This is a genomic window from Aquisalimonas lutea (genome assembly GCF_030409225.1).
In the GTDB taxonomy this organism is placed as follows: domain Bacteria; phylum Pseudomonadota; class Gammaproteobacteria; order Nitrococcales; family Aquisalimonadaceae; genus Aquisalimonas; species Aquisalimonas lutea.
The window spans coordinates 2057546-2081530 of record NZ_JAUFPK010000001.1 but is presented as its reverse complement, the minus strand read 5'-3'; the positions used below and the strand labels follow the sequence as shown (position 1 = coordinate 2081530).

Genomic DNA, 23985 nt, shown 5'->3' with positions numbered 1-23985 from the left:
GTCAAGCCGCCCGTGCACTCCCGGCCACCGGGACCCAGCGCAGCCGCAGGCTGTTGCTGACCACCAGGATGCTGGACAGGCTCATGGCCAGGGCGGCCAGCATGGGCGAGAGGGTGAGCCCCGTGAACGGGTACAGCACGCCGGCCGCCACGGGCAGCAGGCTAACGTTGTAGATGAACGCCCAGAACAGGTTCTGCCGGATGACGCGAAAGGTGCGCCGGGCCAGGGTCACCGCTGCAGCCACCGCCCGCGGATCGCTGCGCATGAGGACCACGGTGCCGGCCTCCAGGGCCACGTCGGTGCCGCTGCCCACGGCGATGCCGACATCCGCCGCCGCCAGCGCCGGCGCATCGTTGATGCCGTCGCCGACAAAGGCCACCGAGTGCCCCTGCCCCTGGATCTCGCGGATCACCTCCGCCTTGCGATCCGGCATGACCTCGGCATGCACGGAATCGATGCCGAGCTCCCGGGCCACCGCGTGGGCCGTCCGGGTATCGTCGCCGGTGAGCATGGCCACGGTCAGCCCGGCGGCCTGCAGCGCCCGCACCGCGGACGCGCTGCCCTCCCGGGGCGGGTCGGCGACGCCGATGACCGCCGCCAGGCGGCCGTCCACCGCCGCGAACAGGGGCGTTCGGCCCCGCTCGCCGAGAGCGCGGCCGCGCTCGCCGGCATCGCCCAGGGCGACGCCCTCGCGCTCGAGATACCGCCCCGAGCCCACGAGCACGCGATGCCCCTCCACGCGGCCGCTCACACCCAGGCCGGCCTCGGCGGCGAAGCCTTCCACCACCGGCAGGGCATCCATCTGCTGGCGGGCGGCCCTAACGATGCTCTCGCCCACGGGGTGCTCGCTGGCCGCCTCCACCGCGGCCACCAGGCGCAGGGTGTCCTCCGGGGCGCCGTCCGCGGGCTCGAACTCCGTGAGCTCCGGATGCCCCTGGGTAAGCGTGCCGGTCTTGTCCATGACCACGGTATCCACCCGCGCCAGGGTCTGGAAGGCCGAGCCACGCCGGAACAGCACACCCTGCTCGGCGCCCCGGCCGGAGCCCACCATGATGGCCATGGGCGTGGCCAGGCCCATGGCGCACGGACAGGCGATCAGCAGCACGCTGGCGGCCACCACCAGGGCGTAGTTCAGCCCGGGCCCGAATACCGCCCAGGTCACGGCCGCCAGCACGGCGACGCCGATGGCCAGCCAGACCACCCAGCCGCTGATGCGGTCCACCAGCTGCTGGATCGGCGGCTTCGAGCCCTGGGCCTCCTGCACCAGGCGCACGATCTGGCCGAGCACTGCGTCCTCGCCGACCCGCGTCACCCGCACCGTCAGCACGCCGTTGCCGTTGATGGTGCCGCCGATGACCTCGTCGCCGGTGCTGCGGCTCACCGGCACCGGCTCGCCGGTGAGCATGGATTCGTCCACGTAGCTCTCGCCGGATTCGACCTCGCCGTCCAGGGGAATGCGCTCGCCGGGACGCACCTGCAGTCGCTCCCCCGGGGCCACGTCCGCGACGCCACGCTCGGCGACGGCGCCGTCGTCCTGCATGACGCGGGCGGTGGGCGCCTGCAGGTCCTGCAGCCGCCGGATGGCCTGGGAGGCACGCCCCCGGGCCTGGTGCTCGAAATAGCGTCCCACCAGGATCAGGGTGATGATCACGCCGATGGCCTCGAAGTACACCGCCCGGGCATATTCGGGGAACAGCGCCGGCGCCAGCAGCACCAGCAGCGAGTACGCCCAGGCGGCGCTCGTGCCCAGCATGACCAGGCTGTTCATGTCCGGGGCGCCGTGGCGCAGGGCCGGCAGGCCCGCCCGGAAGAACCGCCGGCCGGCGTAGCCGAGCACGCCGGTGGCCAGGATCAGCTCCAGCCAGGCGCCGATGCCCCAGGGCAGCTCCAGCGCCGGCAGGAGCATCGGCCCCATGGCGATGACAACCAGCGGCACGGTCAGCGCCACCGACACGCGCAGGTCCCGGAGGAGCCCGGCGGCCTCCCGGTCGGCCTGCGGCTCGCCCTGCTCTTGCTCGTCGTCGTCCCGGGCCGGGTAGCCGGCCTCCGCCAGGCGCTGCGTAACAGCCCTGCGGGAAGTCTGCGACGGCAGGTAGTCCACCTGCACCTCGCCGGTGGCCAGGTTGGCACTGGCGTCGAGCACGCCGTTCAGGCCGGACACGGCCCGCTCCACCGAGGCGACGCACGAGCCGCAGCGCATGTTCTCCACGGTCAGCCGCGCGCGTTCCACGCGGGGGGTATAGCCCTGCGCGCGCACGGCGTCCACCGCCGCCGCCAGGGCCTCGGTATCCCGGGGACGCAGGGTCGCCTCTCCGGTGGCCAGGTTGACACTGGGCTCGTCGATGCCGCTGACACCGCCCAGGGCGCGCTCCACGCGGCTGACGCAGGAGGCGCAGCTCATTCCCTCGATCTCCAGCCGTACGGGGCCTGTCATGATCTACCTCGTCGTCGATCTCGTCGCTACCGGTATCGCTGCCGCCGAAGGGCCGCAGGTCGCCTGCGCTCTACCGGTATTTCAGGACTTCCATCAGCTCTTCCACCATGGCCTCGGTGTCACCGCGCCGGGCCGCCGTGGCCACGTGGTCGCGCAGGTGGCCCCGCAGCACCATGGCCCCGACCTTGTCCAGGGCGCCGTCGATGGCCTTGATCTGCTTGAGGACGTCCACGCAATACACCGAATCCTTCTCCAGCATGCGCAGCACGCCCTCCACGTGGCCGCGCACGGACAGCAGCCGCTGCCGTGCCTGCTCGCGGATCGCCGGGTCCAGGTGCAAGCCGTCGCAATGGGGTTCGGCCATGGTCGGTCTCCTTGGTGCATCTGCTACGCACCAGTATGGGGTCGATTGCTTCAATAATCCACCCCACCTGGGGTGGGGGTTGATGAAATAGCTTAATGATAACTGATCCGGCCGACCCCACTGGCTTATCGCAGCCCTTGTATCTAGAGGCGGTCAGCCGTCATGATCAGCCGTGCCAGCCGATGCGAGGTGGAACGATGGCTACCTGGGAGATCGTGCTCGCCGGGATCGCCGCGATCGCAGTGACCATGTGGTTTCTGCCGGGGATCCGCGAGAGCCTGAAACAGAACAAGGACAGGGATGACGTCCCGCGCGACTGGCGCGGCGTCATCCTGCCCCTGGTTTTCGTGGCGCTGTTCGTGCTGCTGCTGATCAGCCTGGTCTGAGAGCCGCGCCGCACCCGCAGCGTGGGGCCCCGTACCCGGATCAGGAGCCGGCGTTGACGTCGCGCTCACCCGCCCCGACCAGGGTGCTCACGTTCCGGGCCGGCTGCGGCTTGAAGCCCCACTCCACGAGCCTGCGCTGGACCGGATCGTCGGGCATGGTGTCGGTAACCACCCGCTGCTCGGTCGCCAGCACGCGCTCGACGGGCTGCGGCTTGAATCCCCATTCCACCAGCAAGGCCTCCGTCGGCGTCTCCGGCTCCGCGGGTACCGTACGCACGATCTCGCTGGCTTCGATGGGCTCCGGCAGGAACCCGTCCTCGATCAGGCGCTGCTGGATGGCCGCGTTGTCAACGGCGAACGCCGGCTGCACGGCAATCAGGGCGGCGACAGCGGCAAGAAGCGACTTTTTCATGGCGAACCTCCTTGGATGGCACAGACCGGTTTGTCTATTCCATGGATACACTACCAGGTGTATACCGATCTGTCTACATCGGAGCGCTCGCCTGTGGGGTCAGGATCTCTCGCCGGCGGCCCGGGCGATCAGGGTCCGGGCGCCCTCCCGGGCACTGGCCACCAGCGAATGATCCCCGGTGACCTGGACCATCACGGTCACGCCCTCGATGAGCAGGACCAGCTGGCGCGCCGTCTCGCGGGGATTGCTCAATCCCGCCTGCTCGGCGAGATCGGTGACGTAGTCCATGCGGAACTGCTTGTGCTCCGCCGCCGCCTGGTGGATGGGGTGGTCGTGCTCCGGATACTGCACGGCCAGATTGATGGACGGGCACCCCCAGAACTCCTCGCGCCGGGACCACCTGTCCATGAAATCGAATAGCGCCTCGAGACGCTCCCGGGCGGTGAGCCCTTCCTCGTTCACCGTCTCCTCGAACTCCTCGCGCACCTTCTCGTGGAAGCGTTCGCAGGCCGCCAGCACCAGATTGTCCTTCGACTTGAAATGCTTGTAGAGGGTCATCTTGGCCACGCCGGCCTCGGCCAGGACCTTGTCGATCCCGGTGGTGTGGCAGCCATTGCGGTAGAACAGCTCCGTGGCGGTCTCCAGCAACTGGTCTCGCCGCGAGGTGGACTGGGTATCCGTGGTCGTTCCGCTCATGGTCTCCTCCAGGAGTAGCCGGATCTGCACAGCACCGTGACGCTGTTATGCGCTTTCTTCTTCGGATTCAGTATACAGCCCGGTCTAGGCACTGTTAAGGAAGCATTGAGACGATCAATCGGGAGAGGTGTCAGGCGCCGCGCCGGCAGCGGCGAGCTGGTCCAGCAGCGTCTCGGGATCGCGGGCGACCTTGAGCAGGGCCCGGTGCGGCGGACGGACAAGCTCCTCCGCCAGGCAGTGGTCCAGGAACGCGATCAGGCGGTCGTAGTAGCCGAGGCCGTTGAGCAGGCCCACGGGCTTGTCGTGAATGCCCAGCTGCGCCCAGGTGAGAATCTCGAACAGCTCCTCCAGCGTGCCGAGCCCGCCGGGCATGGCGACGAAGGCGTCGGCGCGCTCGGCCATGAGGGTCTTGCGCTCGTGCATCGAGGCCACGGGAACGAGCTCGGTCAGCCCCGAGTGGGCGATCTCGCGCTCGGCGACCACGCCCGGGATGATGCCCGTCACCTCGGCACCGCCCGCCAGGGCGGCATCCGCGAGCTCGCCCATCAGGCCGACACTGGCACCGCCGTAGACCAGCCTCAGGCCGCGCGCGGCGATCGCCGTACCCATGGCCCGCGCCAGGGCCCGATACTCCTCGCCGCGACCGGGGTTCGAGCCGCAGTACACACAGACCCGCTGCATCACCTTCACCTCACGCCGCACCCGGAAGGATGCTCAGGGACGGAACTCCGATTCGCCTTCGTCCTCCGCGCCCTCCTTGGCCGGCGGCTGCAGATCGTACTTGGTCACGCCCAGGGCCAGGGCCGAGGCGCTGGCCACGAAAATGGACGAGTACGTCCCCACGACTACGCCCACCAGCAGGGTGAAGGCGAACCCGGCGATCACTTCGCCCCCGAGGAAATACAGGGACACCACCACCAGCAGCGTCGTCAGCGACGTCACCAGTGTACGGGACAGGGTCTGGTTGATGGAGGCATTCATCACCTCCTCGGTGGTGCCCTTGCGCATCACCAGGAAGTTCTCGCGGATCCGGTCGAAGACCACGATGGTGTCGTTCAGGGAATAGCCCACCACCGCGAGCATGGCGGCGAGCACAGTGAGATCGAAGGAGATCTGGAACAGCGACAGGGCTCCGAAGACGAGCACGATGTCGTGCAGCAGCGCCGCCACGGACCCGGCAGCGAAGCGGTACTCGAAGCGGAAGGCCACGTACAGCAGGATGCAGCCCAGCGCCCCCAGCATGGCCAGCGCGCCCTGCTCGGTGAGCTCGTCGCCGATCTGCGGGCCCACGAACTCCACGCGGCGCAGCTCCACCGCGGGGAAGTCGCCCTCCAGGGCCCGGAGGACCCGGTTGCTGATCTCGTCGGCGTCCTCGGCGCCCGGTTGCGGCGGCAGGCGGATCATCACGTCCCGGGCCGTGCCGAACTGCTGCACCAGGGCCTGCTCGTAGCCCTGGGACTCCAGAACCGTGCGGATCTGGGCCACGTCGGCCGGCTCGTCGAAGCCTACCTCGACGATGGTGCCGCCGGTGAAATCGATGCCCAGGTTGAGTCCGCGTATGACGAGCACGGCCACGGCCAGCCCCAGCACGATCACCGAGGCCAGACCCGCCCAGCGGCGCCGGTTCATGAAATCGAACGCGAGTTGTCTCTCGAGAAGCCACATGGATGCGCGCTGTCTCCCTGCTCAGATGGGCAGCCGCGACACGCGGCGCCGACCGTAGATGAGGTTGACCACGGCCCGGGTGCCGAGAATGGCCGTGAACATGGACGTGAGAATGCCGATGGACAGCGTCACCGCGAAGCCCTGCACCGGGCCGGTGCCGAACAGGAACAGCACCAGGGCCGCGATCAGCGTGGTGATGTTGGCGTCGGCAATCGTCGAGAACGCCTTGGCGTAGCCCGAGTGGATGGCGTTCTGGGGCGACTGCCCGGCCCGGATCTCCTCGCGGATGCGCTGGAATATCAGGACGTTGGCGTCCACGGCCATGCCCACCGTGAGCACGATGCCGGCGATGCCGGGCAGCGTCAGCGTCGCCTGCATCAGGGACAGGATCGCCACGATGAACACCAGGTTGAGCAACAGCGCCATGTTGGCGATCAGGCCGAAGACGCGGTAGTACGCGGCCATGAACAGCACCACCAGGACGAAGCCGATGACCACCGCCATGAAGCCGCGATCGATGTTCTCCTGGCCCATGCTCGGGCCCACGGTGCGCTCCTCGACGATGTCAACGGGCGCCGCCAGCGACCCCGCCCGCAGCAGCAGCGCCAGGTCCCGCGCGGCCTCGGTGCTCTCCAGCCCGGTGATGCGGAAGCGCGTCGACAGGGGCTCCTGGATGGTGGCGACGTTGATCACCTCCTGGGATCGCACCCGCTCCGTGACCGTCTCGCCGTCGACCTCCCGGGTCTCCTGGCGGGACTCGATGAACACCACCGCCATGCGCTCGCCCACGTTCTCGCGGGTGGCGCGGCTGAAGATGTCGCCCCCGGCAGAGCTCAGACGGATGTCGACCTGGGGCTGGCCCGTTTCCTGGTCGATGCTCGACGAGGCATCGACGATGTACTCGCCGGTGAGCATGACCTCCCGTTCCATGACCACGTAGTCGCCGTAGCGCGGATTGCGCGCGGGATACTTCACCGTCCCCGGCGGCGCCGGCTCCTCCGCCCCGCCGCGGTAGGGGTAGTGGTCCTCGTCCACCATGCGGAATTCCAGGGTGGCCGTGGTGCCGATGATGTCCTTGGCCCGGGCGGTGTCCTGGACCCCCGGCAGCTGGACCACGATGCGGTTGGCGCCCTGCTGCTGGATCACGGGCTCGGCCACGCCGAGCTCGTTGACGCGGTTGCGCAGGGTGGTGATGTTCTGCTCGACGGCGAAATCCTGGATTTCCTGGCGCTCTTCCTCGGGCAGCTCGGCGATGAGCCAGTACTGGCTGTCGCGCTCTTCCTGCTCCAGGTTCAGGTTCCGGAACTCCTCGCGCAGCAGCCCCACTGCCTGCTCCCGGTCAGCCGCCTCGCGGAAGCGCGCCACCACGCGCTGGTTGTCCTCCACCTCGATGGCGCTGTAGCGAATGCGCTCGTTGCGCAGCACCCGCCGGAAATCCGTCTGGTAGCGCTCCAGGCTCTGGGTCACCGCGGCTTCCAGGTCCACCTCCATGAGGAAGTGCACGCCGCCGCGCAGGTCCAGCCCCAGGAACATGGGGCGGGCGTTGATGGAGCGCAGCCATTCCGGCGTGGCCGGGGCCAGGTTGAGGGCCACGGTCGCCTCCCGCCCGAGCTCCGTGCGCAGCCGGTCCGCCGCCTGCACCTGGTCTTCCTGGCTGGTGAAGCGAATCAGCACCCGCTCCTCGTTCCGGTCGACGGCCAGCGGGTCCACGCCTTCGTCCTCGAGCGCCGCCTGTGCCCGGCGCTCGATGGCGGAGACGCTCACGGCATCGCGTGCCGGGGTGATCTGCACCGCGGGATCCTGGCCGAACAGATTCGGCAGGGCGTAGAGGACACCGCCGACGATGGCGACGAGCAGCAACAGGTACTTCCAGAGCGGGTAACGATTCATCACGCGGCGGCCCCGACCCTACTTGCCGGTCTTCTTCGTCTCGGCCGGGTCGGCCTTGCCCTTCATGGTGCCCTTCGGAACCACCTGGGCGACGGCATTCCTCTGCACCTTCACCTGGTTGCCGTCGTTGATCTCCATGGTGATGAACGACTCCTCCACCTCGGTGATGCGCCCGAGCAGGCCGCCCTGGGTGACCACCTCGTCGCCCTTGTCCAGCTCGGAGATGAGCTTCTTGTGCTCCTTGGCGCGCTTCGCCTGGGGGCGGATGAGCAGGAAGTAGAAGATCGCGATCAGCACAATGGGGAACAGCAGCGCGGTCCAGCCGGTTCCCTCGCCGCCCTGCTGCGCGAATGCGCTGGAGATGAAGAATTCCATGGATCAACCTCTTGTCGATGGCAAAAACGAGCCAAACAATGCATGCACCGGGGACCGGCGTCAAACCGGCTGCGCCCGGGAAACCCTGCGGTCATCGCCGAAGGAGCGCCGCATTATGCCACAGCAGGCGGCGCCGACCCGCCCGCCGCTTGTCAGTCCGCATCCAGGCCGGCTTGCAGGCCGTCATGGAACGCCCGGGCGAAGGCGTCCAGCCGGCCCGCCTCGATGGCCTCGCGTATCTCCGCCATGAACCGCTGGTAGAAGTACAGGTTGTGCATGGTGGCAAGGCGCTTGCCGAGGATCTCGTTGCAGCGGTCCAGGTGGCGGAGATAGGCGCGGCTGTAGTGCCGGCAGGTATAACAGCCGCAGCCCGGCTCCACGGGCCGGGTGTCGCTGGCGAACCGGCTGTTGCGGATGCGCAGCGTCCCCCCGCGGGTGAACAGATAGCCGTTGCGGGCGTTGCGGGTGGGCATCACGCAGTCGAACATGTCCACGCCGCGGCGCACCCCCTCGAGGATATCCTGCGGCCGGCCGACCCCCATGAGATACCGCGGCGCCGCCGGCGGCAGCTCCGGCTCCAGCCCCTCCAGCACCGCGTCGCGCTCGGCCTCGGTCTCGCCGACGGCCAGGCCGCCGATGGCGTAGCCCTCGAAGCCGATGGCCCGCAGCCCCTGCACGGAGGCCCGGCGGAGGTCGTGGTACACACCGCCCTGGACGATGCCGAACAGCGCCGACGGATTATCCCCATGGGCGCTGCGGCTGCGCGCCGCCCAGCGCAGGGACAGCTCCATGGAGTGCCGGGCTTCCTCCGGGGTGGCCGGGTACGGCGTGCATTCGTCGAAGATCATGACGATATCCGAGCCCAGCGCCCGCTGGACGGCCATGGACTCCTCCGGCCCCATGAACACGCGCTGGCCGTCCACCGGCGACTGGAAGGTCACGCCCTCCTCGCGGATGCGACGCATCCTGCCGAGGCTGAACACCTGGAACCCGCCGGAGTCCGTGAGAATGGGCCCGGGCCACTGCATGAAGTCGTGGAGGTCGCCGTGGGCGGCGATGATCTCGGTGCCCGGGCGCAGCCAGAGATGGAAGGTGTTGCCCAGGATGATCTCGGCGCCCACGGCCTGCAGCTCCTCCGGCGTCATGGCCTTGACCGTGCCGTAGGTGCCCACGGGCATGAACGCCGGCGTCTCGATGGTGCCCCGGGGGAACGTCAGCCGCCCCCGGCGCGCGGCGCCGTCGCTGGCCAGCCGCTGGAACTCCATCACGGCCGGGCCTCCGGGCTGGGCGGATCGATGAGCATGGCATCGCCGTAGCTGAAGAACCGGTAGCGCCCGGCCACGGCGTGCTCGTAGGCCGCCATGGTGTGGCGGTGCCCGGCGAAGGCGCTCACCAGCATGATCAGGCTCGACTCCGGCAGGTGGAAGTTGGTCAGCAGGGCATCCACCACCCGGAACCGGTAGCCCGGGTAGATGAAGATGTCGGTCTCGCCCTGGAACGGCGTCAGCTCACCCCCGGCCGCGGCGCTCTCCAGGGCGCGCACCACCGTCGTCCCCACGGCCACCACGCGCCCGCCGCGGGCCCGGCATGCGGCCACCGCCTCGCACGTGGCCCGGGGCACCTGCAGTACCTCGGAGTGCATGCGGTGCGCCTCGATGGCCTCGGTACGCACCGGCTGGAACGTGCCCGCACCCACATGCAGTGTCACGTCGGCGCGCTCCACGCCGCGCGCGGCGAGCTGTTCCAGCACCGTGTCGTCGAAGTGCAGTCCGGCGGTGGGGGCGGCGACCGCTCCGGGGGTGCGCGCGAACACCGTCTGGTAGCGGTCGCGGTCGTCGGCGTCGTCGGGGCGCTCGATGTAGGGCGGCAGCGGCATGTGGCCGTGGCGCTCCAGGTAGCCGTGCAGGTCGTCAATGCCGCGGAAGGCGAGCTCGAAGCATTCCTCCCGGCGCTCGCCCACCACCGCCTCGCCGCCCTCGTCCAGATGGATCACCGCCCCCGCTGCCGGCGCGCGGCTCACCCGCAGGTGCGCCAGCACCCGGGAGTCGTCCAGGACCCGCTCCAGCAGGATCTCCACCCGGCCGCCGCTGGCCTTGCGGCCGTACAGCCGGGCCGGAATCACGCGCGTGTCGTTGAGCACCAGGAGATCGCCGGGAGCCAGCAGGCCGGGCAGATCGGCGAAGCGGCGGTCGCGCACCGTGCCGTCACGCCCGTCCAGGCACAGCAGCCGGCTGGCGCTGCGCTCCGCAAGGGGCCGTTCGGCGATGAGCTCCGGCGGCAGATGAAAATGAAAATCGCGTCGATGCATGCACTTCGGCGCTGGACCGTGATCCCCGCCGCCGCAGGGGTTGGATTGGTGCCCCGGGGGAGAGTCGAACTCCCACGGCCTAAGGCCACTCGATTTTGAGTCGAGCGCGTCTACCAGTTCCGCCACCGGGGCAGTGTACGACCGGAAACAGGCGCAATAGTCTGGCACAAAGCGCTACGCCGTGCACCCGCTCCGCCCCCGCGACGCGGGGGCGGAGCGGCCGTCAGTGGCCGGACGCCCGCGTCTCGTCCATGACCGCATCCCAGCCCTCCTGGATCGTCTGCGGGGAGGTCTCGTCGCCGGACGGCAGGGGGTGACTGGCGTGGGCGTGCCAGGCCACCAGGGCCTGCCGCAGCACCGCCGCGGCCACGTCGCGGTAGCGCTCCACCGGCACGCCGCGGTCGGGGCGGTAGGCGCCGGTCACCGAGCCGTCGTCGGCGAGCGACAGCTCGATGCGGTAGTTGATGGGCTCGCCGGCGCGCCGGCCGTGCTCGATCGCCCCCGTGGTTTCCACCCCCCGGGCCATGGAGAACAGCCGCTCGCCGTCGTCATCGCGGATGACCACCTGGTAGCGGGCGCCGCCGTCCCGGCGGGTGGCCAGCTCGATGGTATCGGCATCGCCGGGCAGCGGCCCCAGGTCGCTCATCAGGGCCGTCATGGACTCGTCCAGGGCTGCGCTGGGGCGCGGGTCGTCCAGGGAATCCCGGTACCGCATCTCCATGACCACCAGGATCAGCAACACCACCACGACCGCCATGACCGCCAGGCCGATCCAGAGCTCCCGCCAGGTGCGGGCCTCGCGGGCACGGGCTTCGCCGGGGGTGAGGGGTTCGTTGTCGGTGCTCATGAATGCGTGCCTCCTGGATGACCGGCGCCGTCCCGTATCGCGGGGCGTCCGGTGTTGATACGGCGCAGCGGGCGCAGCCCGTCGCGCCAGCATACCGCAGGTTCGGGGCCCGTTACCGGGCCGGATCGCCCATGGCTGTCGCCAGGCCGGCGAAGGCGTCTTCCTCGCCGGTGACCGGATCCGGCATGCCCGCCGCAATACTGCCCTGCAGGCTCTCGAAATCGAACTGGTCGCTGTCCGCCAGATGCGAGGGCCGGACGTTCTGCATGCTGCGCAGGATGATGTTCAGCCGGTTGGGGTCCTCTTCCTCCCAGGCCCGGATCATGCGCTTGATATCGGCGCGCTTGAGATTGGGCTGAGAGCCGCACAGGTTGCACGGAATGATGGGGAAGCCCTTGCGCTCGGCGTAGTCCTCGAGATAGGCCTCCGGCACGTAGGCCAGCGGCCGGATCACCACGTGCTTGCCGTCATTGCTCTTGAGCTTGGGCGGCATGGTGGCCAGCCGACCGCCGTAGAACATGTTCAGGAACAGGGTCTCCACCAGGTCGTCGCGGTGATGGCCCAGGGCGATCTTGGTCATGCCCATCTCCTCGGCGGCGGTGTACAGGGCACCGCGCCGCAGCCGCGAGCACAGCGAGCACATGGTCTTGCCCTCGGGCAGGACGCTCTTGACCACGCTGTAGGTGTCCTGCTCGAGGATGCGGTAGTCCACGCCCAGGCCGTCCAGGTACTCCGGCAGCACGTGCTCCGGCCAGCCCGGCTGCTTCTGGTCCAGGTTCACCGCCGTGATCTCGAAGCGCACGGGGGCCCGCTCGCGCAGCAGCCGCAGCATCTCCAGCATGGCGTAGGAGTCCTTGCCGCCGGACAGGCAGACCATGATGCGATCGCCGTCCTCGATCATGCGGTAGTCGCGGACGGCATTGGCGGTGAGATGCCTCAGGCGCTTTTCCAGGGACTTCACACTCATGGCGGCTTCCGCTACGGGTGGAGTGAAGCGCGTTTATACCATTGCCGGCGGCCGCAACCCAACCGAGCACCTGCCAACACGCCCGTGCAGGTTAGTATCATCGCCCTGAGCCGCGACGGGAGCCCATCGTGCCCGAACTGCAGTCCTCGCCCGAACGCCCGGCGCCGCGCCGGCTGGAGCCGCTGCGCCACCTGCTGGCCTTCCTGGCCCGCTACCGCCGGCGCGTGGCCGCCGCCGTGGCGGCCCTGCTGGTGGCCGCCGGCAGCGTGCTCGCCGTGGGCCAGGCGCTGCGGCTGGTGGTCGACCGCGGCTTCCTGGGTGACGACCCGCAGCAGCTGGACCGCCTGCTGGCGGTGACGCTGGCCATCATCCTGGTCATGGCCGCGGCGTCGGCGCTGCGCTTCTACCTGGTGTCGTGGATCGGCGAGCGGGTGGCGGCGGACCTGCGCACGGCGGTGTTCAACCACGTCACCCGCCAGGAGCCGGCGTTCTTCGAGCTCAACGGCGTCGGCGAGATCCAGTCACGGCTGACCACCGACACCAGCGTCCTGCAGACCATCCTCGGCTCGTCGTTCTCCATCGCCCTGCGCAACCTGCTTCTGCTCGTCGGCGCCGTGGTCATGCTGTTCATCACCAGCCCGCGGCTGACGGCGCTGGTGCTGGTGGGGCTGCCCGTGGTGCTGGTGCCGATCCTGTTCTTCGGCCGCCGGGTGCGGCGCCTGTCCCGCTCCAGCCAGGACCGCGTCGCCGATGTGGGCAGCGCCGCCGGCGAGACCCTGCACGGCATCCACACCGTCCAGGCCTTCGGTCACGAGGGGCTGGACCGCGAGCGCTTCGCCGGCCACGTCGATGCCGCCTTCGCCACCGCCATGCGGCGCATCCGCCAGCGCGCCTGGCTGCTGGGCATGGCCATGGCGCTGGCGTTCACTGCCGTGGGCGTCATCCTCTGGCAGGGGGGCCACGACGTGCTCGCCGGCCGCATGACCGCGGGCGAGCTGTCGGCGTTCGTCTTCTATGCCGTGCTGGCGGCCGGCGCCACCGGCGCCGTGTCGGAGGTCTCCGGCGAGCTCTTCCGCGCCGCCGGCGCCATGGAGCGGCTCATGGAGCTCCTCCGGGCCGAGCCGGCGATCCGTGCGCCGGACCGGCCCGTGCACCTGGCGCACCCGGTGCGGGGCGCCGTCGCCCTGGAGCAGGTCACCTTCGCCTACCCCGCGCGACCCCGGGAGCCGGTGCTGCACGCCCTCGACCTGGATGTGGCGCCCGGCGAGCGCGTGGCGCTGGTAGGCCCCTCGGGCGCCGGCAAGAGCACGTTGTTCGCGCTGCTGCTGCGTTTCCACGACCCGCAGGCCGGGCGGGTCACCTTCGACGGCCACGACCTCCGCAGCCTGGACCCCGCCGAGCTGCGCGCCCACGTCGGGCTGGTGGCCCAGGAGCCGACGCTGTTCACCGGCACCGCCCGGGACAACATCCGCTACGGCCGCCCGGGCGCCGACGACGAGGCCGTCCGCGCCGCCGCCCGCGCCGCCCACTGCACGGAGTTCCTGGAGCGCCTGCCGCGGGGCCTGGACACGCCGCTGGGCCCCGGCGGCGTCCAGCTCTCCGGCGGCCAGCGCCAGCGCATCGCCATCGCCCGCGCCATTCTGCGCGACCCCGCCCTGCTGCTCCTCGACGAGGCCACCAGCAGCCTCGACGCCGACAGCGAGGCCCGCGTCCAGACGGCCCTGGCCGATCTCCTGCGCGGGCGCACCAGCCTGGTCATCGCCCACCGCCTGGCCACGGTACGCTCCGCCGACCGCATCGTGGTCATGCAGGCCGGCCGCATCGAGGCCCAGGGCAGCCACGCCGAGCTGCTGGATCGCAGTCCCCTCTATGCCCACCTGGCAGCGCTGCAGTTCCGCGATACGGAGACGCAGCGCCCGTAGCAAGTACGGCAGCGACGAGCTCGTCCGGCGATCACCGGCAGCGCCGCGGGTTCACCCCTGGTATGATTCCGGGCACTGAAACGATGGTGGCCGACCACAGGCGCATCCACCCAACCCGGCGGCGAAGGGACTTGCCTTGCGCGAATGGCTCGTGATCCAGCAGCTCACCCGTGAATGCTCCCGCAGGCGCGTGCTCGCGGCGCTGCTGCTGCAGCGCTGGCGCAGCTTCTCCACCCTGGCACTGGCGCTCTGCGTCGTCCTCGGCGCCGGCGCCCTGTTCGCGGTGGCGTGGCTGAGCGCGGGCTGGCCGCAGGCGGCGGGCACGGCCGTCGTCATCCTGGTGGTGGGCTTTCTCGGCGCGCTGGCGCTGGAAGACCGGGCCGCGGCCGTATTCCAGTCATCGCCGGAGGCGATCCATCTCAACGGCCTGGTGCGCCGGTACCGGCGGGGCTTTCTCGGCGCGCGCTACGTGCTGTTCATGGAGCGCCTGCGGGCGACCGACTATTTCACGCCGGAGGCGCTGGAGAGCGCCTTGCGCTGTTGCGATGCCGAGCGTGCCATGCGGCAGCAGGGACGGCCGAAGGTACGCACCGGCCCCGTCATCCTGGCTTTCGTCGCCGCCGTGGCGCTGCCGGCGGCATCGCCCTGGCTGCAACCGCACGGCCTGGCCGCCCCGGCCGTCGCCGCCGGTCTGCTCGTGGCCGCCCTGGCCGCCACGCTGACCGCCTGGCGCCTCGCCCAGCACCCGCTCCCGGACACCACGGAAGCGCGGACGCTGCTGGTCTGGGCGCTCGAGGAGGCGCGAAGGGACGCCCCGGGCTCCGGCCGCCCGGGCAGGACTTGACGGCTGGCCCCCATAGACAAGTCTCGTGCGGTATACTAAACGGTCTATATCAGCTGCCGGCAGGGAACCCCCAAGTCGTGCCCCATGTCCTGCGTACAACCTGGGCGGCCGACACGCCCGCCGCGTTGCGGGAGGTCCTAGCGCGGGCGCCGGACGGGCGCCTCGACTCCGCGGACCAGACCTTTCGCACGCACAGGCGCTCGACGGTCGCCCGGATGCATATCGATGGAATCGATCTCGTCCTGAAGCGCTTCAACGCGCCGGACGTACCCACACGCCTGCGGCGGCTCATCTCCCCGAGCCCGGCACGGCGCGCCTGGCGCAACGCGTTCGTGCTGCAGCGGCTGGGCATCGCCACCCCGCGGCCGCTGGCCTGCATCCAGGCGCTCACGCAGACGCTGCGGCCGGTCTCCTACCTGGCCGTCGAGCATGTCCCGGGCCTGTCGGCCGAGGCGTTCTTCCTGGACCCGGACAGTCCCGTCGACCTGAAGCAGGCCGTCGCCGCGCGCATTGTCGAGTCGGTCTGCCGGCTGCACGGGGCGGGGTACATCCACGGTGATCTCAAGGGCAGGAATATCATCATCCACGAGGCCACCCCCTATTTCATCGACCTCGACAGCGTGCGCCGGCGCATGCTTCCGCCCAACCGGCGACGGGGCACGTGCAAGGACCTGGCGCGACTCTTCTCGACGGTTCCGGCGATCCGTGAGCAGATCGACACCCTCGAAGACAAGGCGGCTTGCTGACCCGATGGCCGAGCGGACGGACCTGGCGATACTGACCGCCACATCGGGCCACAGCGGCGTCGACACCATCGTGCGCAACCTGCTCCCGGAGTTCTCCCGGGCGGGGGTGCGCACGGACGTCCTGCGGATCGACAACCACGGCCCCGAGCTGGCCGAGTTCCCGCCGGGCACGCGCGAGGTCAGGCTCGGCGCGCGCCATGTGGAGACCGCGCTCCCCGCGCTCGTTCGCTACCTCCGCCGGGAGCGGCCGCGCGTCCTTCTCTCGGACAAGGACAGCGTCAACCGCATCGCCCTGATCGCGCGGTGGATGGCCCGGGTGCCGACACGGTGCGCCGTGCGCCTGGGAACGACGGTCTCGGTGAATCTGGCCAACAAGAAGCCCTGGCAGGCCTACGTCCAGAAGCAGTCCATACGCCGGCTCTATCGCTACGCGGACACCGTTGTTGTCCCCTCCCACGGCGCCGCGGAGGACCTGGCACACATCATGGGCCGCCCCGCCTCCGCCATCACGGTCCTGCCGAACCCGATCATTGCACCACAACTTCACCGGGCGGCGGCGGAACCGGTGGATGAGCCGTGGCTTCGTCATCGCGACCGGCCGGTGGTCGTGGCGGTGGGCTCGCTGACGCCGCGAAAGGACTACGCGACCCTGATCGACGCGTTCGCGCGGCTGCGGGAGGAGCGACCGGCGCGGCTGATCCTCGTGGGTGACGGCAAATGCCGGCACGATCTCGAGCGCCAGGCGCAGTCCCTCGGCATCGCCGATGATGTCCGCTTCACGGGCCACCTGGCCAATCCCTATCCCTACCTGGCAGCAGCCGACGTATTCGCGCACACCTCGCGGTGGGAGGGCCTCGGCATCGTGCTGGTCGAGGCCCTGGCCCTGGGCACGCCGGTGGTGGCCACGGATTGCCCCAGCGGCCCGGCCGAGGTCCTCGACCGCGGCCGGCTGGGCCGCCTGATCCCGGTGGGCGACGCCGCGGCCGTCGCCGCCGCGTGTGCACAGACCCTCGATCATCGCCCCGACGCCGCGCTGCTGCGCGACGGCGTTACCGCCTACCAGGCGCGGGAGAGTGCCGAAGCCTACCTGCGCACGCTGTCGCTCGGGTGACCACCCGCCTCCCCGGACAATGCGGACGTCCGCGGCATTGCCGACGACGCCGGCGTGCCCGGACGGGTTTCCCGGCGCCCCGGAAGTGATAGACTCCCGCCCGCCCGGGCCCCGGGCCTCTCTGCCGGAAACCGAACGTGTGACGAGAACATGGATGCCGTGAGCCTGCTCCGCAGCGGCCGTGCCTACCTGGCGCCCCAACGCTATTCGACCTCGCCGCTGCCCGGAGTCCACTGGCTCGCCCTCGGCGGCATGATGGCGGTCGCCGTCATGACGTTCGCCTCCCGGGATATTACCCGCATCGGCGAAATCCTGACCTTCTTCCTGGCCGTGTTCTCCGTGAAGCACATCTACCGCACGGACCGGCACTGGTGGCTGTTCGCCGTGTTCATCGCCTACGCCGCCTGGATCCTGCTGATCGACTTCACCGTCTCCATCGCCCCGGACCACGTCAACGTGGCGAAGTACGAGCGCAACTACCTGCGGCAGTACTTCTTCCTGTTCTCCGGCTGGTGGCTCGGGGCCAACCTGCGCAACGTCAACGTGCTGCTCGTCGCCGCGCTGGCGGGATGCGCCCTCGGGCTCGCCGTTCTCTCTTCGCCGGAGGACTGGATCCGGGCGATCGAGGGCGGCCGCAGCGACTTCGGCTTCCACAACGCGCAGCACACGGCGCTGTATTTCGGCACGTGCCTGCTAATGCTGCTCCATCTCCTCGGCGAGGCACTGCGACTGCCCCGCCCGTACGCCCGCCGCGCGGTGATCGCTGCGCTGGCCGGCGCGGCAGCGCTGTGCCTTTTCATTCTCGCGGCCACGCAGACGCGCCAGACCTGGGTCGGCCTGGCCGCGGCCGCCGTCTGCGCAGCGGCTCTCATCGGGTTGTGCCGCCCGGCGGCACCCGTGCACTGGTCCCGGAAGAGGCTTGTCACCGCAGGTGCGGTGACGCTCGCGGTCGTCGCCGCGCTGGTATTGATGAACCCCTTCGAAGGGGCATGGGAGCGGACGCAGGCCGAGTGGAACACCGTGACGAAAATGCTCGAGGGGGAGACGCCGGAGCGCTATCGGAGCATCACCATTCGCCTGATCCAGTGGCGGACCGCCGGGGAATACATCGCCGCACGGCCGCTTACGGGCTACGGCGGCGGCGCGAACGGCACGATCACCGCCATGTCGGCGATGCCCGAGCAGCTTCAGGCCGGGTTCGGCCACTTCCACAACAGCTACCTGGAAAGCGCCCTCCACTACGGCCTGGTGGGAACGGCACTGTGGCTGACGGGGCTGGTGGTCCTGTTCATGCGCGCCTGGCAGGCCGTGCGCGACGGCAGGCTCGGGGCGCTGACGGGGGTGTTCGCAGTGAGCTGGGTCGCCTATTTCGCGGCCGTGAACTTCTTCGAGACCTTCATCAACTACGACTCGAGCTACTACGTCGCCTTGGTGGCCGGAGGGGCGATCTATGCCCTCACCATGGAGCGCCCGCGGCGATCCGCCGGCGGGGAGCCGCTCAACGAGCGTCGCTCTGCACGAGAACACGATTGAGCGTCGCGGCATAACGGTCCACCGAGAAGGCCGTGCGGACGTGCGCCTCGGCGGCGGCCGCCATCTCCCGCAGCCGCTCCGGGTCCCGCGCCAGCCCCTCCAGCGCCTCGGTGAGCCGATCCGGATCCGGAATCCCCGGGGGCACCAGCACGTCCCTCACGGGGTCATGGACATACTCCGGAAGCCCGTCGGCACCGCCGCCGAGGGCTTCGTACCGCGACACATCCCCGGTAACCGGGATCACGCGACCGGTGTCACCGTCCCGGACCGTCTCCGCCAGGCCGTCGACCCCGGTGACGACGGGCACCGCGCCGCAGGCCGCCGCCTCGATGGAGACCAGGCCGAAGGGTTCATGCAGGGACGGAACGACAAGCACGTCCACATCCCGGTAGAAACCGGCCATGTCCGCCACGTTGCCGCGGAACCGTACGCAGTCGTCCAGGGCGTGCTCCCGGACCAGCTCGCGACAGCGCCCCAGACCGGGCCCGTCGCCGGCGACATCCAGCCGGCACGGCACACCGCGCCTCCGCAGTCCGGCGATAACCGCCAGGAGAACGGGCAGGCCCTTCTTGTCCACCAGGCGGCCGGCGAACCCCACCCGCAGCACCCCGTCGGCAAGATACGGCCGCCGTCCGGCCGCCGAGCCCTCCGGCAGGCGGAGCCCGTTGGGCACCACGTGTACCGGGCCCGGATAGCCGATGCGCTCCGAGAGGATCCGGGCGCCGCCGCTGGAGACCGTGACCGCGAACGGGACATCCGCGAGCGCCCGGGACGCCTCGTCCACCGGCAGGCGCCAGGCCTTGCCGTGGTCGTAGTACACCATGGCCGCGCCGGACTCCCGGCATGCCCGGCGCCAGGCGTCCGTGGGCAACGTGCTCCAGAACACGACCCGGCCCGGCCGGACCCGGCGCACGATCCGGCGGATGTTGCGGTCGCGCAGCCCGCCGAGATCGGGTACGGGGAGCGCACCCACCTTCTTCACGCTGGACACGCGCCCGCGCGCCGCCCGCACGTTACGGAACGCCTGGTGGATGGCGCCCTTCGCGGCCACGTGGACCACCGGGTCACCACCGGCGGAGGCATCGAAATAGGAGGCGAACAAATGCTCCATGCCGCCGCGGCCGGCGAGGTTGACCACATGCAGAAGATTCACTGCGCCACCCGGTCCACGATCCTGGAAGAAGGCGCGAGCCTAACATAACGCGCCGGTGCCCCCGTGCCGCCGTATCGGGAAATCCCGCGGTCTCGTGTAGAATCCCCCGATCCGCCGCACTGCCACCCATCGAGACCGGAACCCGCTCAGCCCATGGACCCGTTTCACGTGACTTTCGTGGCCAGCCGTTTCCGTGACGGCGGCGTCGAACGACGGATCAACCGGCTCGCGGACGGCATGCTCCGCAACGGCGTGCACTGCACCTTCCTGCTCGGGGAAAGCGGCAAGGGCGGCGCGGGCGATCTGGTCCCGGCCGGGGTCGAGATGCGGGTGTGCCCGGGAGAGAGGCCGCTGCAGCGCGGCCTGCAGGCGCTGATGGCGGAACGCGACCCCGCCCGCCACGCCGTGCTCGCCTTCCGCGCCACCGATTTCTCGGCGACGGTGGCGACGGTCACCGGGGCGCCGGCGCCCAGGCCGGGCCTGTTCCTCGTCAGCGGCGCCTTCATGACGGAGCGCCTGTCCGGGTCGGGGCTGCAGCGCCTCCGGGGGTGGAAGCTGCATCGCCGCATGCGCCGCCTCTGGAGCCGCGCCGACGGGGTCCTCACCATCTCGCCGGAGATCGCCGCCGACTGGCGGAGCGTGCCGGGATTTCCCGCCGACAAGGTGCATTACGTCCATCCGCCCGTGGTGGGCGAGGACGTCGACACCCTGAGCCGGGAGCCGGTCGAGCATCCCTGGGCCGCCGGCGATGCGCCGCCGGTGATTCTCGGTGTCGGCCGGCTGGTGCGCGACAAGCGCTTCCATCTGCTGGTGGAAGCGGTCCGTCAGGTCCGCGAGCAGTACGACGTGCGCCTGGTCATTCTGGGCAAGGGGCCGGAACAGGAGCGCCTGGCGGAGCAGGCGCGCGGTCTCGGCATCGGCGATGTTACGGACCTGCCGGGGTTCAGCGCCAACCCGTACGCCTGGATGCGCTGCGCGCGGATGCTGGTCCTGCCCTCCGGGCACGAGACCTTCGGGCTGGTGCTCATCGAGAGCCTGTTCACCGGGACGCCGTTCATCGCCATGGCCGAGGCGAAGGGACCGGCATCGATCCACGCGGCCACCCGGCAGGGGGAGCTTGTCGCCCCCTCGACCTCCGGGGCGTTGGCCGAAGCCATCTCGCGGGAGCTCTCTGCCCCGGCGGACCCGGATTCACTCCGGGCCGCAGCCACGCCCTACGATTCCATCAACAGCGCGCGGGACCACCTGGATGCGATTCACGGCGTCTTGCAGGACGGGCACTGAATGCGGGTTGCATTTCTCTTGATCGATTACGGCCGGGGCGGGGTCGAACGCATGGTGATCAACACCGCGAGCGCCCTCGCCCGGGCCGGCATGGAACCCCATCTCATCGTCAGCGATCCACAGGGCCCGTATCTCGACGAGACCGACCCGTCGGTCGCCGTCGATGACGTTGGCCCTCGGCCGTCGGCATCGTCCCTCGCCAGCCACCTGCAGGCAATCCAGGCCGAGGTGGTGATCAGCGCAAAGCTTGCCGATGACCGACTCCTGGCCAGGGCAGCTCGCCGGATCACCCCCCGCCCCAGCTTGCTCTTCCGCGTGGGCAACCCGATCGGCCACCGGCTGCGATCCCGCGGAGGATGGGCACCATGGCAACGGTGGCAACTGCGATCGCTTCGCCGATTGTACCGGCAGGCGGACGGCTGCATCGCGGTATCGTCCGGTATCGCCGAGGATCTCACGGACAGCCTCCGCGTGCCCCGCGAGCGAATACACGTGCTGCCCAACCCGACCGTCAGCGACGAGCTGTTCACAAGGGCGAACGAGGACGTCTCGCACCCTTGGTTCCAGCCCGGATCGATCCCGGTCGTCCTGGCTGCCGGCGCACTGCGCAAGCAGAAGGACTATGGCACGCTCGTCCGTGCGTTCGCCCGCGCGCGGGCCGAAGTCGACGCAAGGCTGGTCATTCTCGGGGACGGCCGCCAGAGGGAGCGCCTTCTGGCACTGGGAGCCGAGCTGGGTATCGGCGGCGCTCTCGATCTGCCCGGCTGGGTGCAGAACCCCCATGCGTACATGTCCCGCGCCAGCGTGTTCGCATTGTCCTCGCGCTGGGAAGGCTCCCCCAACGCCCTGGTCGAGGCCGCCGCCCTCGGCACCCCGGTGGTCGCCACGGACTGCATCAGCGGCCCGCGCGATATCCTCCAGAACGGCCGGCTCGGCGGGCTGGTCGCCGTTGGCGACGACAAGGCCCTGGCGGCGGCCCTTGTTCGCGCATTAACCGATCCACCCCCGGTATCGTGGACCCGGTCTGCCGCGGCCCCGTATCATGCGCACGCAAGTGCGCAAGCATACGCAGCCGCACTGCGGACATATGCACCGGATAGCCGGTACCCCCAGACCCGCGCAACCACGTAAGAGCGGATCAAGATTCAGCCCATGGCGATCGTCTGTCACAAGCACAAGTTCATGTTCATCAAAACGCGGAAGACCGCCGGGAGCAGCGTGGAGATCGCTCTTTCGCGGCTGTGCGATGCGGATGACTTCGTCACCCCCCTCAGCTACCCCGACGGCTTCGACGAGCGCCTGCGCCGCGAATCAGGTGGCCAGTCTCCGGTCAACTGGCGCAAGCGATGGTGGCAATACCGCGACTGGAAGGAAATCCGCCATCGCATCAAGTACGGCAAACAGGCAATGGTCCTCGGCACCCACGCCACCGCACGTGAACTTCGGAACCGCTATGGTGACGCCACGTGGAACCAGTATCTCCGGGTCACCATTGAAAGAAACCCCTGGGACAAGGCGGTCTCGCGCTACTGGTGGATGAAGCACCGCCACGAGCGCCGCCATTCCACGCCCTTCGAGCCCATGTCCGCGTTCTTCCACCGCGTCGCCGAGCAGCGTCCCCACTGGCTGTCCAACTGGCACCATTACACGATCAACGACCAGCTTGCCGTCGACGTCGTGCTCTTCTACGAGACACTCCAGGACGATCTTTACGCCCTGGCGCGACGGCTCCGTGTATCCGAGGAAACGTTACAGTTGCCGCAGAAGCGCGCCAAGAGCGGATTCCGCCGGGACGATCGCCCGTACACCGAGGTGCTATCCCCTCAGGACAGGGACTTGATCACCGATGTCTGCCGGAAAGAGATCGAGCTGTTCGGTTATCGGTTCGAAGCAGGCGAAAACCACGACACGGCGACTACACACTAAGCTCCCAAAGCACACCTAGCAGCGGCTACCTTTGACACATTCCAACCGTGCACGGACAGAACATCATGGATCTCATCCTTCATATCGGTTTACCGAAAACCGGTACGACAACCATCCAGCGTGCGCTGCTTGACGAGCACTCGGGATCCTTTGTCCCGCGCGGGAAAAGGAATCCGGACGACCCGGACACCCTGGCGCACGCCGTTGGCGAGAAGGATACCGGGCCACCGGAACGATCAACGGAACGACTGCACCGCGCGCAGCGCTGGGCGCACGAGATCCGGGACCAGGCACAACGGCACGACCCCGCACTGAGGACCGTCGTCATCAGCCAGGAGGCGCTATGCGACTGGCGCGCCCGGGGACGCCCCCACCGGCTACCGATCAGCATGAGTGATTGGTCGAAACGGTCTCTCCGCCGGGAGGGCAATCCGCCGATCGTCGACTTCCTGAAGTTATGGAAAGACGAAATCTGGCCCTGGGGTCGCGTTCGGGTAATCTTTACCGTCCGGAATCAACCCGAGTGGCTGGCGTCTCTCTATGCTCAGTTGAGCGACCGGATCGTGCGTCCGTCACAAAAGGATTTCGAGCGCCGCGTGTATTCGCTAATAGACACGGACGATCCCTACATTCAATGGTCGCACTGGCACGCTGGGCTTGTAGAGGCTCTTGGAAGCGACAATGTTTGTACGCTTCTTACGGAAGAGATTGATTCTCCGCATTTCTGGAAAAAGCTCGGCACCTTTGTGGACCCAGGAACGACAAATCCGGATCTCCACAAGAATCCCGATATTGAAGAAAACAAGCGCAATGAAAGCCCAGGAGTCGCCTGGCGCATACGGCCACCGCATATTCGCCGCATGGTAATGAATAACTGGCCCGATAATCGTTTTAATGGACTCCGGTTATCAACGCTTCGCTTTATGGACAAGACCGAATCTCTGTACAAGCCTGTAACCCGGCTTCTCTTTTTTCCTGTACGAGGAAGAAATTTCCTTCTCACGGACCGAGTACGCCAGGATATTCTTCGACACGTACGCTTGAGCAACCAGCGGCTCGCCGAACAGCTCGGTCGCGACCTGGAATCGCTTGGTTATTACTGACCGGGTTCTGCTCGGCCCG

Annotated in this window: 23 protein-coding genes and 1 tRNA gene; 10 read left to right on the top strand and 14 right to left on the bottom strand. The window is 69.1% G+C overall.

Annotation, left to right across the window (positions count from 1 at the left end; translation table 11 throughout):
• Window position 1 precedes the first annotated feature (1 nt).
• Both QWY84_RS09755 and QWY84_RS09750 read right to left on the bottom strand, forming a co-directional pair.
• Window positions 2–2434: a heavy metal translocating P-type ATPase gene (locus QWY84_RS09755; protein ID WP_290202395.1), complete on the bottom strand. Its 2433-nt coding sequence runs from the start codon at window positions 2432–2434 to the stop codon at window positions 2–4.
• A gap of 70 nt (window positions 2435–2504) precedes the next feature.
• Window positions 2505–2798 (bottom strand): metal-sensitive transcriptional regulator, encoded by a 294-nt coding sequence (locus tag QWY84_RS09750; RefSeq protein ID WP_290202394.1) that lies wholly within the window; start codon window positions 2796–2798, stop codon window positions 2505–2507.
• Between the two features lie 197 nt (window positions 2799–2995).
• On the opposite strand from QWY84_RS09750, the gene QWY84_RS09745 reads away from it, so the two are divergent.
• Window positions 2996–3184: a hypothetical protein gene (locus QWY84_RS09745; protein ID WP_290202393.1), complete on the top strand. Its 189-nt coding sequence runs from the start codon at window positions 2996–2998 to the stop codon at window positions 3182–3184.
• Between the two features lie 40 nt (window positions 3185–3224).
• Here QWY84_RS09745 and QWY84_RS09740 read toward each other — a convergent pair whose 3' ends face one another.
• The 11 genes from QWY84_RS09740 to ttcA all read right to left on the bottom strand — a co-directional run bounded on the left by QWY84_RS09740 (window position 3225) and on the right by ttcA (window position 12344).
• A complete protein-coding gene (locus QWY84_RS09740; protein WP_290202392.1) occupies window positions 3225–3596 on the bottom strand; it encodes a hypothetical protein in 372 nt (123 codons plus the stop codon).
• A 99-nt stretch (window positions 3597–3695) separates the two neighbouring features.
• Complete coding sequence (locus QWY84_RS09735; RefSeq protein WP_290202391.1) at window positions 3696–4292, bottom strand: TetR/AcrR family transcriptional regulator; 597 nt, start codon at window positions 4290–4292, stop codon at window positions 3696–3698.
• 114 nt (window positions 4293–4406) lie between these two features.
• A complete protein-coding gene (locus tag QWY84_RS09730; protein WP_290202390.1) occupies window positions 4407–4973 on the bottom strand; it encodes an LOG family protein in 567 nt (188 codons plus the stop codon).
• Between the two features lie 33 nt (window positions 4974–5006).
• Complete coding sequence (gene secF / locus QWY84_RS09725; RefSeq protein ID WP_290202389.1) at window positions 5007–5957, bottom strand: protein translocase subunit SecF; 951 nt, start codon at window positions 5955–5957, stop codon at window positions 5007–5009.
• A 21-nt stretch (window positions 5958–5978) separates the two neighbouring features.
• Window positions 5979–7847 (bottom strand): protein translocase subunit SecD, encoded by a 1869-nt coding sequence (gene secD / locus QWY84_RS09720; RefSeq protein ID WP_290202388.1) that lies wholly within the window; start codon window positions 7845–7847, stop codon window positions 5979–5981.
• Window positions 7848–7865: 18 nt separating this feature from the next.
• Window positions 7866–8222, bottom strand: coding sequence for a preprotein translocase subunit YajC (yajC, locus tag QWY84_RS09715; protein WP_290202387.1), 357 nt, complete (start codon window positions 8220–8222; stop codon window positions 7866–7868).
• 152 nt (window positions 8223–8374) lie between these two features.
• Window positions 8375–9487: a tRNA guanosine(34) transglycosylase Tgt gene (tgt, locus tag QWY84_RS09710; protein WP_290202709.1), complete on the bottom strand. Its 1113-nt coding sequence runs from the start codon at window positions 9485–9487 to the stop codon at window positions 8375–8377.
• A complete protein-coding gene (gene queA, locus QWY84_RS09705) occupies window positions 9487–10530 on the bottom strand; it encodes a tRNA preQ1(34) S-adenosylmethionine ribosyltransferase-isomerase QueA (protein WP_290202386.1) in 1044 nt (347 codons plus the stop codon). The genes tgt and queA overlap by 1 nt, the downstream gene beginning before the upstream one ends.
• Window positions 10531–10576: 46 nt before the next feature.
• Window positions 10577–10662, bottom strand: a tRNA-Leu gene (locus QWY84_RS09700).
• A gap of 91 nt (window positions 10663–10753) precedes the next feature.
• Entirely contained in the window at window positions 10754–11377 is a 624-nt protein-coding gene (locus tag QWY84_RS09695) for a hypothetical protein (protein WP_290202385.1), read from the bottom strand.
• 112 nt (window positions 11378–11489) lie between these two features.
• Window positions 11490–12344: a tRNA 2-thiocytidine(32) synthetase TtcA gene (ttcA, locus tag QWY84_RS09690; protein ID WP_290202384.1), complete on the bottom strand. Its 855-nt coding sequence runs from the start codon at window positions 12342–12344 to the stop codon at window positions 11490–11492.
• Between the two features lie 128 nt (window positions 12345–12472).
• Here ttcA and QWY84_RS09685 point away from each other — a divergent pair, with 128 nt between their 5' ends.
• The 5 genes from QWY84_RS09685 (at window position 12473) to QWY84_RS09665 (ending at window position 18500) form a co-directional block, all read left to right on the top strand.
• Window positions 12473–14266, top strand: coding sequence for an ABC transporter transmembrane domain-containing protein (locus QWY84_RS09685; RefSeq protein WP_290202383.1), 1794 nt, complete (start codon window positions 12473–12475; stop codon window positions 14264–14266).
• A gap of 136 nt (window positions 14267–14402) precedes the next feature.
• A complete protein-coding gene (locus QWY84_RS09680; protein ID WP_290202382.1) occupies window positions 14403–15110 on the top strand; it encodes a hypothetical protein in 708 nt (235 codons plus the stop codon).
• Window positions 15111–15325: 215 nt separating this feature from the next.
• Complete coding sequence (locus QWY84_RS09675) at window positions 15326–15856, top strand: lipopolysaccharide kinase InaA family protein (protein WP_290202381.1); 531 nt, start codon at window positions 15326–15328, stop codon at window positions 15854–15856.
• A gap of 4 nt (window positions 15857–15860) precedes the next feature.
• Window positions 15861–16967 (top strand): glycosyltransferase, encoded by a 1107-nt coding sequence (locus tag QWY84_RS09670; protein ID WP_290202380.1) that lies wholly within the window; start codon window positions 15861–15863, stop codon window positions 16965–16967.
• Between the two features lie 150 nt (window positions 16968–17117).
• Window positions 17118–18500: an O-antigen ligase family protein gene (locus tag QWY84_RS09665; RefSeq protein WP_290202379.1), complete on the top strand. Its 1383-nt coding sequence runs from the start codon at window positions 17118–17120 to the stop codon at window positions 18498–18500.
• On the opposite strand, the gene QWY84_RS09660 is transcribed toward QWY84_RS09665, so the two are convergent.
• Window positions 18466–19653, bottom strand: a complete 1188-nt coding sequence (locus tag QWY84_RS09660; RefSeq protein ID WP_290202378.1) for a glycosyltransferase family 4 protein — start codon at window positions 19651–19653, stop codon at window positions 18466–18468. The two genes, QWY84_RS09665 and QWY84_RS09660, sit on opposite strands and share 35 nt — an antisense overlap.
• Before the next feature lie 153 nt (window positions 19654–19806).
• Between QWY84_RS09660 and QWY84_RS09655 the strand changes: the two genes are divergently transcribed.
• The 4 genes from QWY84_RS09655 to QWY84_RS09640 all read left to right on the top strand — a co-directional run bounded on the left by QWY84_RS09655 (window position 19807) and on the right by QWY84_RS09640 (window position 23966).
• The gene (locus tag QWY84_RS09655) at window positions 19807–20937 is read left to right on the top strand and encodes a glycosyltransferase (RefSeq protein WP_290202377.1); all 1131 of its coding nucleotides are present in this window, start codon (window positions 19807–19809) and stop codon (window positions 20935–20937) included.
• Window positions 20938–22068, top strand: coding sequence for a glycosyltransferase (locus tag QWY84_RS09650; RefSeq protein ID WP_290202376.1), 1131 nt, complete (start codon window positions 20938–20940; stop codon window positions 22066–22068). It begins immediately after the preceding gene.
• A 21-nt stretch (window positions 22069–22089) separates the two neighbouring features.
• A complete protein-coding gene (locus tag QWY84_RS09645) occupies window positions 22090–22863 on the top strand; it encodes a sulfotransferase family 2 domain-containing protein (protein ID WP_290202375.1) in 774 nt (257 codons plus the stop codon).
• Window positions 22864–22928: 65 nt separating this feature from the next.
• Window positions 22929–23966 carry a hypothetical protein gene (locus tag QWY84_RS09640; protein ID WP_290202374.1) on the top strand — a complete coding sequence of 346 codons (1038 nt, stop codon included), beginning with the start codon at window positions 22929–22931 and terminating at the stop codon, window positions 23964–23966.
• The last annotated feature ends 19 nt before the right edge of the window (window positions 23967–23985 follow it).

Coding starts and splice junctions, on each gene's coding strand:
- QWY84_RS09755 (WP_290202395.1), bottom strand. CDS start 2,434: ATGACAGGCCCCGTACGGCTGGAGATCGAGGGAATGAGCTGCGCCTCC.
- QWY84_RS09750 (WP_290202394.1), bottom strand. CDS start 2,798: ATGGCCGAACCCCATTGCGACGGCTTGCACCTGGACCCGGCGATCCGC.
- QWY84_RS09745 (WP_290202393.1), top strand. CDS start 2,996: ATGGCTACCTGGGAGATCGTGCTCGCCGGGATCGCCGCGATCGCAGTG.
- QWY84_RS09740 (WP_290202392.1), bottom strand. CDS start 3,596: ATGAAAAAGTCGCTTCTTGCCGCTGTCGCCGCCCTGATTGCCGTGCAG.
- QWY84_RS09735 (WP_290202391.1), bottom strand. CDS start 4,292: ATGAGCGGAACGACCACGGATACCCAGTCCACCTCGCGGCGAGACCAG.
- QWY84_RS09730 (WP_290202390.1), bottom strand. CDS start 4,973: ATGCAGCGGGTCTGTGTGTACTGCGGCTCGAACCCCGGTCGCGGCGAG.
- secF (WP_290202389.1), bottom strand. CDS start 5,957: ATGTGGCTTCTCGAGAGACAACTCGCGTTCGATTTCATGAACCGGCGC.
- secD (WP_290202388.1), bottom strand. CDS start 7,847: ATGAATCGTTACCCGCTCTGGAAGTACCTGTTGCTGCTCGTCGCCATC.
- yajC (WP_290202387.1), bottom strand. CDS start 8,222: ATGGAATTCTTCATCTCCAGCGCATTCGCGCAGCAGGGCGGCGAGGGA.
- tgt (WP_290202709.1), bottom strand. CDS start 9,487: ATGGAGTTCCAGCGGCTGGCCAGCGACGGCGCCGCGCGCCGGGGGCGG.
- queA (WP_290202386.1), bottom strand. CDS start 10,530: ATGCATCGACGCGATTTTCATTTTCATCTGCCGCCGGAGCTCATCGCC.
- QWY84_RS09695 (WP_290202385.1), bottom strand. CDS start 11,377: ATGAGCACCGACAACGAACCCCTCACCCCCGGCGAAGCCCGTGCCCGC.
- ttcA (WP_290202384.1), bottom strand. CDS start 12,344: ATGAGTGTGAAGTCCCTGGAAAAGCGCCTGAGGCATCTCACCGCCAAT.
- QWY84_RS09675 (WP_290202381.1), top strand. CDS start 15,326: ATGCATATCGATGGAATCGATCTCGTCCTGAAGCGCTTCAACGCGCCG.
- QWY84_RS09670 (WP_290202380.1), top strand. CDS start 15,861: ATGGCCGAGCGGACGGACCTGGCGATACTGACCGCCACATCGGGCCAC.
- QWY84_RS09665 (WP_290202379.1), top strand. CDS start 17,118: ATGGATGCCGTGAGCCTGCTCCGCAGCGGCCGTGCCTACCTGGCGCCC.
- QWY84_RS09655 (WP_290202377.1), top strand. CDS start 19,807: ATGGACCCGTTTCACGTGACTTTCGTGGCCAGCCGTTTCCGTGACGGC.
- QWY84_RS09650 (WP_290202376.1), top strand. CDS start 20,938: ATGCGGGTTGCATTTCTCTTGATCGATTACGGCCGGGGCGGGGTCGAA.
- QWY84_RS09645 (WP_290202375.1), top strand. CDS start 22,090: ATGGCGATCGTCTGTCACAAGCACAAGTTCATGTTCATCAAAACGCGG.
- QWY84_RS09640 (WP_290202374.1), top strand. CDS start 22,929: ATGGATCTCATCCTTCATATCGGTTTACCGAAAACCGGTACGACAACC.